Origin of the sequence: Pseudofrankia asymbiotica (genome assembly GCF_001983105.1) — a bacterium.
Taxonomy (GTDB): Bacteria; Actinomycetota; Actinomycetes; order Frankiales; family Frankiaceae; genus Pseudofrankia; species Pseudofrankia asymbiotica.
Genome location: NZ_MOMC01000145.1, coordinates 1 through 8,545 on the forward strand (window position 1 = coordinate 1; position 8,545 = coordinate 8,545).

Consider the following 8,545-nt stretch of genomic DNA (forward strand, 5'->3'; position numbering starts at 1 on the left):
ACCGTGTACTGGACCCCGAACATTGCGGCGATCAGTTCGCGGATCCGGGCCAGCGTCCACCGCTGATCCGCCCAGCCGTGCGCCTCCGGCCCACGGTCGAGCTCGGCGTCGAGGGCCAGCAGTTGGTCCTCGACCAGCCGGCAGCGTGACGCCGGTCCGGTCGAACGCAACGCCTCCACCCCACCGGCCTGCCAGGCCCGCCGCCAGCGCTCCACCGACCGCTCGGTCACCCGCAGCTCGGCGGCCACCTGCCCGCACGACTGCCCCTGCTCGAACCGCTCGGCAGCCGCCAGCCGTACCCGCTCCCGACGATCCCGGTCCTCGGCGGTCAACCCGCCACCAGTCGCGTACCTCATACAGACGATCTACCCGGCGATCAGACCCCGATCCCATCCGACCCCGCGGATTAAAGCTCAGTAGCGCAGCGCTGCCCGGGCCAGCCGTCCCAGGCAGACATCGAGTGGTTGGACCCGGCTGGCGAGCGGTGTGGCGCCGTCCCACCAGGTGATCGCGGTGATCTCGTCGTTCGAGGCGAAGGTACTGCGTGGTGTTGCTTGCCCGGCGTAGATCGCCGCGTATTCGGGACGTTGCTCGGGGCCGAGCGTGAACCGTGCGAAGCCAGCGAAGGCCAGGTCGTCGACCTGGTAGCCGGTTTCCTCGTGCAGCTCGCGTATGGCTGCCTGCCGTGGTGTTTCGCCGGGGTCGATCATCCCGCCTGGCAGTTCCCAGCACGCGCGCTGTCTGTTGAACACCAGCAGCATGCAGTCGTCGTGCCAGAGTGCGACCAGCGAGACGGTCAGCGGAGCGTCGCGGACCCCGGCATCGTCTGCGGCCCGGTGGAACGCCACCAGGATGTTCCCGTCGTCATCCATGGCGAGGGGCTCGAGATCCCGACCGACCATGCCGTCAGTATCGACCGAATGCGACAAGGCGGTGCGGGACGGTTCGACGGAGTGCGACACCCAGAGCGTGGAATTCATAGGCGGTAGTGGCTATATCGCGAACCGGTACACCTTCATACGCAAGATGCATGGACACGGTCACGGGCGGTGCTAGCGTGGCCTTGTTGATCGTCCGCCCGTGTACGTCGATGGGAGGCGGCCTGGATGACGGGCCCGCGACGCGGCTGCGCCCGGTGCGGCAACCGCCTCGCCGCTGACAACCTAGGGACGGTCTGCGGACCCTGCCAACGGTCGGCCGCCCATGCCCGCTCAGCACCGCCGACCCTGCCCGCTGAGTTCTGGCAAGCCGATCAGATACGCGACGCCCTCGCCAGCTGGCACCTGGGCCGGGTGATCTATGCCTACCGTACACACCCCTACCACGGCCAGACTCTGCCCCAAGAGCTCGTCGGTAGCTGGCTGGGACTCACCCAGCCGCAGCTCAGCCGCATCGAAAACGGCCGCGCCCCCGAAGAACTGTCCAAACTCATCCACTACAGCGACGTCCTCGGCATCCCCGCGGACCTGCTCTGGTTCGATCGCCCCGGCCAGCCGCGTCAGAAGGCCTCCGGCGACGGCAGCCTGGCCGTGGACGCAGTGGGTCCCACGCCCATCAAAGGCGGCTCAACCCACGAAACCAGCCGGTCCGGCGGGCTGCAGGATGTCGTCCGCGGTCCCGCTGACGGCGACGACATGCTGGCTGACACGCGCGGATTGGAGGCCCCCCGCCGACCCATCGTCAACGGCGTATCTGCGCAGCTATTTCCGGCGATGGACCTCGACGAGCTGCCGCGCATTTCGGCAGCGCTCGACGACGCACACCGCTACCTCGATAGCAAGGTAGTCGCGTCGGTTGGCCGCCAGCTCGACCGATGCAAGACCGACGACGGTGAAGCTGGCCCGGCGCAGGTTCTGCCGACGGTGCTCGCAGTCCTGAAGGTGGTCAGCCAGCTGGCTCGCGACGTCCGTCCGGGGATCCGCCGTCAGCTGCTGACAGTGGGAGCCGACAGCGCCGAGTTCGCTGGCTGGCTCTACCGAGACCTGCACGACCCTACCTCGGCCGTGTATTGGTATGACCGTGCGATGGAATGGGCTCAGGAGGCCCAGGACTGTTCAATGCAAGCATACGTCTTGGTCAAGAAGTCACAGATGGCGTATGACAGCCGTGAACTTGTGCGAATGCGGACGCTCGCCGAGGCCGCGGCCAAGGTCTGCCCGACACCTCGGATGCGGGTAGCCGTTGAGCAGCTACAGCAGGAAGCGCTCGCCTTGGCAACGCACGGCGAGCCGCTGTCGATGGTTGAGCGCAAGCTCGACGCTGCCTGGGAAGCGTTTAGCGACGGAGAGTGTGCTATCGACGGTGCCAGGTCTCCTAGCTCTGCGGCCACAGTGCGCCTGCGTGCTGCGGTGACTTACACCGAGGCCGGCCATCCAGCGCGGGCAGCGGGCATTTTTGCGGACGTCCTCGCCACGGGCGGACTCTCCCGGCGCGATGCCGGCTTGTTTGGCGCCCGACGTGCAGCGACTCTGGCTCTATGTGGCAGACCCGACGAGGCCGCGGCAGTGGGTCTTGATGCTCTGGCTGTCGCCAGGCAGACGAATTCCGGTCGCACCGTGAGAGTTCTGTCCGATGTCGTTCGGGCCTTGGGTCCGTGGGGTTTTCGGCCAGGGCCACGAGACCTTCGCGAGGCGATGCTGGCATAGGCGGCTACGTCGACTGCTACTGGCCAATAGTCAACCAATCGGCCACAGTACGAATGACGAATGCCTGCCACACCTGGCTCTGTGGTTGCACGTAGCGCGGGTCGTCGTGGACCGCGAATCCGTGCTGCGCGCCTTCCACCTCGACCAGTCGGTGCTCGGCAGTGAACTTCGCCATGGCGGCGCGGGACGAGTCGACAGGCACGAGAGTGTCCTTCGTGCCGTGCACTACGAGCGTCGGCGCCGCGATCTCGCTGATTGTCTCGTCGGGACGCAGCCAGAAGACCTCGTTCAGGAGCGGTCGGCCATGCCGCAGCGTCGGTGTGAACGTGATCGCACCCTGCTCATTCAGAGTCGCGGCCATCTCGTCGTCGAGCCGGTCGTCATGCCAGTACGGTCGGCTGTCTATGGTGCGCCACTTGTAATTGAACTGCGGATTGAGCAGCACTAGACGTGTCACGTCATCCGAACGCTTCGCAGCGTAGTGGCCACAGATCCCGCCCCCGAAGCTGGCGCCGAGCAGACTCACACTCGCGACGCCGGTCGCGCCCCGCACGGTCGAGAAGGCCACCCGAATATCGTTGAGGATCGCAGACAGCGTCAGCTCCTCCTGCCGGCCCTCGCTTTCTCCATGGCCGCGCAGGTCGAACCTTAGTGAGGCGACACCCGCGTCGGCAAGGCCAGTGGCTAGGCGGGTGAAGAACCCGCCTTCTTCGCGGGTCACCCCGCCGCCGTGGACGAGGACGACGGCGGAGCCGGCGACCGAGTCCGGGCGCGCGAGAGTGGCGGCCAGCATCAGACCGTCCAGAGTTCGCATCGACATCGTGGTCTCGTGCACGGTCATGTGGCTCCTTCGCGGCCGGGATACCTCATGTTGCATCGTCTTGTAGACCTCGTCGGATATGCCAGCCCGTACGTTGCGGGCGCGGCCACAGCGACTGCCGTCAGCGACGATCATTCTCGTCGCCGCCGGTGTGCGCGGGTCCCTGGCACCGGGTTGCCGCTATGAGGCCGGGACAGCGAAGGTCGGCTGGTGTGTGCCGGGCCAGGTTCGGGTCTCGTTGAGGGTTTCCTTCGCTCGGATGGCGTCGGTAAGGTCGATGCCGAGGCGGTTGGCGATCGAGCAGGCGAAGATCAGGAGGTCGACGAGTTCCTCGTCGACGCTGCCGACCAGCTCGCCCGTCAGTGTGCGTTGTCCGTTGTTCTTGCGGACGGCGCGGGCGAGTTCGCCGGCTTCTTCCATGAGGCGCCAGGTCTGGTCGTGGACCGTGCGGTCGGTGAAGCCTCGTTCGGTTTCCATCTCGGCGACGTAGCGCTGCAGGTCGGCGAGGCTGGCGTCGGTGGCGAGGGGCTGCACATGCGTCCTTTCGTCTGTTCGGGCTTGGGGCGGGTTGGTGTCAGAGGGTGAGGGTGAGTTGTCGTGGGTCGGGTCGGGCGGCGGGAGGGGTGCGTGGTCGCCAGCCGGCGCGCAGGGCTTCGGTGTGCCGTTTGGCGGCGGTCGTGACCTGTCGGATGGTTGTGGTGGCCTGGCCAGGGAGCAGGGTCGCGACGACGGTTCGGCTGGCTGGTTCCCAGGTCCAGGTGCCGCGGACCTGGCCGTCGAGGAGGACCGTGGGGAGGGCTTCACCGATCTGGTTGAAAGCCTGCCGCGGGGTGAGGTCGCCGAGGTAACGGGCGCGGGTCTCGGCGTAGGCCTTGAGAGCGACGTCCTCGTGGGCCAGTAGTTGCAGTCCGGTGGTGTGGGTGTCGGGGTCGGTCGCGGTGAACTGTTCGTAGCGCTCGGCAGGCATGTAGGCCGGCGAGGGGCTCCAGGGTGTGGCGACTTCGAGCACCGCGGCTTCGGGGTCGTCGAGTGCGTCGATGACAGCGGCGCGGGAGAGAGCGGACCACCAGGTCGCGTCGCCGAAGGTTGCCGGCCCGTACCGGTCGAAGTAGGCCCGCAGCAGCGTCCGGGTGGCGGTTCGCCGGTCGAGGTCGAGGTCGAGGCTGGGGTGTAGCTGGCTGGTCAGGCCGAACAYGCGGCGTTCGGCGTTCCAACAGCCGGAGGCGTTCAGATAGGTGAGCGTGCCCGCTTCCCAGGCAGCCTTGACCGCGGCCCGGACCGCGGCCGTGTTGATGGGGGCGAGGGCGTCCTCGATGTGTCGGTGCGGCAGCGGCCCATCAGCGAGCAGCCCCGGCAGCTGTGCGTGGATCTGGGCGAGCAGATGGTCGGGAACGCCGGCGTTGGACGCACGGCGGGTGGCGTCGCGCAGGCGGTAGTGGACGGTGGCCCGGTGCGCGGCGGCGGCGAGGTCCAGGGGTAGGAGATGCAGCGTGCGGCGCATGCAACGCAGCGTGGTGAGCCCGTGGGGTCGGGCGAGGAGCGGCAGCGCCGCGTCGGGGCCGTCCGTGCGCGCGAGGACGGTGGCGAATGGAGAGGGCAGTCGAGCCGCGTGCAGGCCGAGCGCCGCGTGGCTGATCTGCGTGGCGGAGGTCAGCCGGCGGCAGGGGTGCAGCCCTTGCCGGGACAGGGTCCAGTTCCACAGCCGACGTGCCTGGACGTCGGTCAGGGTGACGGTCCCGACGGTGCGCGGGCCCCGGTTGATCACCGGGGCACCGTAGCAGCGGGCGAAGGGTGGGCTGGTGGTCACCCCTGGGCGCCCCAGTGGTCTTCGACGAAGCCGCGCAGCCTGCGGTAGGAGTCCTCGAGTTCGACCCACTGGTCGGGGCTGCCCCACCAGTGGCGGTCGTTGTGGTGGATGTGGAACTTCGACCAGTCCCCGTCCCAGTCGGGCTGGGTGTGTAGGCCACGCAGGGTGTGRCGGTCTGGGTCGGCGTAGACCTGGGTGCCGGGCAGCGGGACGAACCGGAACAGCGAGACGCGGGTCAGCGATGATCCCAGCTCGCCGAGCAGGCTGATCGTCTCGTCGGTCGTCTGCCGGTCCTCGCCTGGGAAGCCGTGGATGATGAACGCTTTGGCGCCGATCCCGGCGTCGGCGGTCGCGGCGAATGCGCCCTTGATCTCGGTGCGGGTGGTGTTCTTGCGCATCGCCCGCAGGAGCTGTTCGCTGCCGGACTCGACCCCGTACTTGATCTCGATGCAGCCCGAGGCGGCCATCGTCTTCAGCAGGGCCGCGTCGACGGTGTCGACGCGGGACAGTGCCGACCAGGACAGGTCCAGGTCGGCGACCGCGTCGCAGATGTCGGCGACCTTCCGCTTGTTGACGACGAAGTTGTCGTCGACGATCGCGAACCCGCCGATGTGGTAGCGGTCCACGAGGTGCGCCAGCTCGGTGTACGCGCTGGCTCCGGAGCGATATTGGATGCGGGTCTGGCCTGCGGCGCAGAACGAGCACGGGAACGGGCAGCCCCGGCTGAACATCACGTGTGCCATCCGCACGTCATGGCCGGCGAGCCGGTCGGTCATCACGACGTCCTCGACGGGCAGCAGGTGTCGTGCCGGCAGCGGCAGCCGGTCGATGTCCCGAATCAGCAGACGTGGGAGCCCGGATCGGATCTGGCCGTCCTCGGCCCAGCGGGTGCCGGCGATCCCAGTGACCGGCAGGCCGGCGCCGGCGCGGGCCAGCAGGTCGAGGATCGTCTCCTCCGACTCCCCCACGCAGACGACGTCCGCGGCGAAGTCACGCAGCGCGTCGTCCGGGTAGAAGTTGGCGTGCACGCCACCGACCATCACCAGCGYGCCCGGGTCGACCCGGCTGCGCGCGCGGGCCGCCGCCATGAAACCGTAGGTCGCCGAGGAGGCGAGACTGAACCCGACCGCCTCAAAGCCGGTGAGGTCGAGGGCAAGATCGTCGGGACGTACCTGGATGACCGCCACCTCGTGGCCGGCGTCTTCCAACACCGCCGCCAGGTAGAGCGCCCCGAACGGCGGGAACTCGCGGCGACGTTCCCGGAACCGAGCCATGTCGTAGACCTCGGGGTATAGCAAGACGACACGCATCACCGACACCTCCGGAAAGTTCTTCCTTCGAACGAACGATGGAATAGCCGAATCAGGACAAGGCCCGGCACCTGGTGCCTGCGACTGGGGGCGCGGATCGCCGACCTATGCKCAGGATTTCGGCTGGGTGCAGGCTCGCCAGCCGAGCCAGTTCGTCGGGTGGTCGGTTCGCCAGCAGCGCGGTGACGGCGTCGCGCACGACGGGAGCGAACGCGGCGATACCCCGATCCGCGGACTCCCGATCCGCCGTCGGAATCAGATGCGAGTTGCAGAAAACGAGGTCGTAACGATCGCGGTCGGTGTAGAGGTCGAACCGATGACGACGCACGAAGGACTCCCGAGTATGGGTATCCTTCTCCCGGATGAGCGACTGGCACTCAGCCATGGATAGGCGGGAGCTCGTCTGCGAGACCAGGCACTTGCGAGCTCGCGACGACGGGTCTGACTCAAGCCAGACCCGTAGCAGCGGGCCGGGCGCGAGCCAGGCCAGCGCCCACGTGTCGAACACCGTGCGCCGCCGGGTGGCGGYCAGCCCCAGCAGCCGCCGGTCCAGCTCGATGTCTGCGGCATCACCCGCTCGGGCCGCCTGAACCTGGTCGTACCGCTCCAGCCAGACTCCGTCCGCCGCGACGGGCATGCCAAGGATGTCCAACATCACCTCAGTCGCCGACACATACCCATAGCCCAATTCGCTTGCCAGCAACCTGGCGTGCGTGGTCTTGCCGGCGGCCGTCAGGCCAGCGAACGCTACGTTCACGCCCTCAGGAAGACTCTCTTCCGACTCGGCGTGGTCGATGGTGCTCAGAGGGAACACGAAGGATGATCATGTGAAGAGGTGTACTCGGGCACGATCGAGCCGTCCTTTCATGCAGCGGCACCGCGTCCCGAGCGTCCTACCAAGCGGGGGAATGTGCCCATGCCAAGAATCGGTAGCGGCCATACGCGACACGCATAGACACCGCAGGCCTCGACGCGTGACGATCCGCCGTCGCGGCCGTGTCAACGTCGAATCGGCCCAGCTCACAGGTCCAGGGGATCGCGGGGTGCCGCGGTTRCCGTGTCAACCACGAGGGCGCGCCGGTCAGGATGGCTGTCTGGTCAGACTCGGCGAGCGTGATCGCTGTAGCGACATCTAAGACAAGATCGCTTGGTTGGGGACTGGGATCCGACCGGGGTGGGCGAGCCTCCGCGTCCGGGGGGTCCAGGAAGGTCTTGCCATCGGCCCAGACCTGAATACAGGCCGCACGAGGGACCGCCACCAACAGCGCCTCCGCGAGCGCGCCCATGTCGCCGGTCCGGTCGGCCATGCTCGCGGGCACGGTCGCGTACGTGTCGTCCCCGGTGTCGAGCTCGTATCTCACGATCATCGCCCGTGCCTCCATGCCTGTGCGCGGGCCATGGAACCCTCCTGGACAACGCGCGGGTCTTGATTCGGTCACTGGCATGGTCTTGAGGATGAGACTGGGTTCCTGTGGTGCCGCCTGGGTGGCACGGGCAGAAAAGCCCGCAGCCTCACGAGGACTGACGACAACACCGGTCCGGCCAGCGGCCTTCGACCCGAGTTCGGTCATTTGGTTAACGAGCTTTAATCCGTGGTGTCGATTCCGCTGATCATGCTGGTTCCAGGGTCAGGCCGGTGGCGGCCAGGCAGCCGTCGAGCAGGTGTGGGTGGTGCTGGATGCGGCCCAGGCCGGTTCGGATGTGGCCGGCGAGGTGGTCGACGTCGGTGAACAGGCGGTTGGCGAGCTCGCCGCGTTTGAGCAGGGACCACACGTTCTCAACGGGGTTGAGGTCGGGGGCGTAGGCGGGTAGGCGGATCACGGTGAGCCACCGTTCGTTGGCGGCGGCGAACGCGGTCATCTCGGCGCAGGTGTGCCGGTTGAGGTTGTCCCAGACGAGCACGACAGGTCGGCCCAGCCGGCGGTGTGCCTCCACGACCAGGTCGCGGTAGTCGGTCCAGGCG

General features: G+C 67.8%; 9 protein-coding genes. 1 reads left to right on the forward strand and 8 read right to left on the reverse strand.

What is annotated here, in order from left to right:
- A partial coding sequence (locus tag BL253_RS38565) for a helix-turn-helix domain-containing protein (RefSeq protein ID WP_116438939.1) occupies positions 1-356 on the reverse strand: 356 nt, incomplete at its 3' end.
- Positions 357-413: 57 nt separating this feature from the next.
- Positions 414-962, reverse strand: coding sequence for an NUDIX hydrolase (locus BL253_RS38570; RefSeq protein ID WP_241835536.1), 549 nt, complete (start codon positions 960-962; stop codon positions 414-416).
- Between the two features lie 330 nt (positions 963-1,292).
- On the opposite strand from BL253_RS38570, the gene BL253_RS38575 reads away from it, so the two are divergent.
- On the forward strand, positions 1,293-2,645 hold the full coding sequence (locus BL253_RS38575; protein ID WP_241835537.1) for a helix-turn-helix domain-containing protein: 1,353 nt from the start codon (positions 1,293-1,295) through the stop codon (positions 2,643-2,645).
- Positions 2,646-2,661: 16 nt separating this feature from the next.
- Here BL253_RS38575 and BL253_RS38580 read toward each other — a convergent pair whose 3' ends face one another.
- From BL253_RS38580 to BL253_RS38610, 6 genes are all read right to left on the reverse strand, one after another.
- Positions 2,662-3,486: an alpha/beta hydrolase gene (locus BL253_RS38580; RefSeq protein ID WP_076823031.1), complete on the reverse strand. Its 825-nt coding sequence runs from the start codon at positions 3,484-3,486 to the stop codon at positions 2,662-2,664.
- 159 nt (positions 3,487-3,645) lie between these two features.
- Positions 3,646-3,999, reverse strand: coding sequence for a MazG nucleotide pyrophosphohydrolase domain-containing protein (locus tag BL253_RS38585; protein WP_081439117.1), 354 nt, complete (start codon positions 3,997-3,999; stop codon positions 3,646-3,648).
- Positions 4,000-4,039: 40 nt separating this feature from the next.
- Entirely contained in the window at positions 4,040-5,272 is a 1,233-nt protein-coding gene (locus BL253_RS38590; RefSeq protein ID WP_076823032.1) for a DNA glycosylase AlkZ-like family protein, read from the reverse strand.
- Positions 5,269-6,582: a B12-binding domain-containing radical SAM protein gene (locus BL253_RS38595; protein ID WP_131831707.1), complete on the reverse strand. Its 1,314-nt coding sequence runs from the start codon at positions 6,580-6,582 to the stop codon at positions 5,269-5,271. The genes BL253_RS38590 and BL253_RS38595 overlap by 4 nt, the downstream gene beginning before the upstream one ends.
- Before the next feature lie 52 nt (positions 6,583-6,634).
- Positions 6,635-7,396 (reverse strand): cytidylate kinase family protein, encoded by a 762-nt coding sequence (locus BL253_RS38600; RefSeq protein ID WP_076823035.1) that lies wholly within the window; start codon positions 7,394-7,396, stop codon positions 6,635-6,637.
- Positions 7,397-8,193: 797 nt separating this feature from the next.
- Positions 8,194-8,545 (reverse strand): transposase (locus tag BL253_RS38610; protein WP_076823039.1); only part of this gene is annotated, 352 nt, incomplete at its 5' end.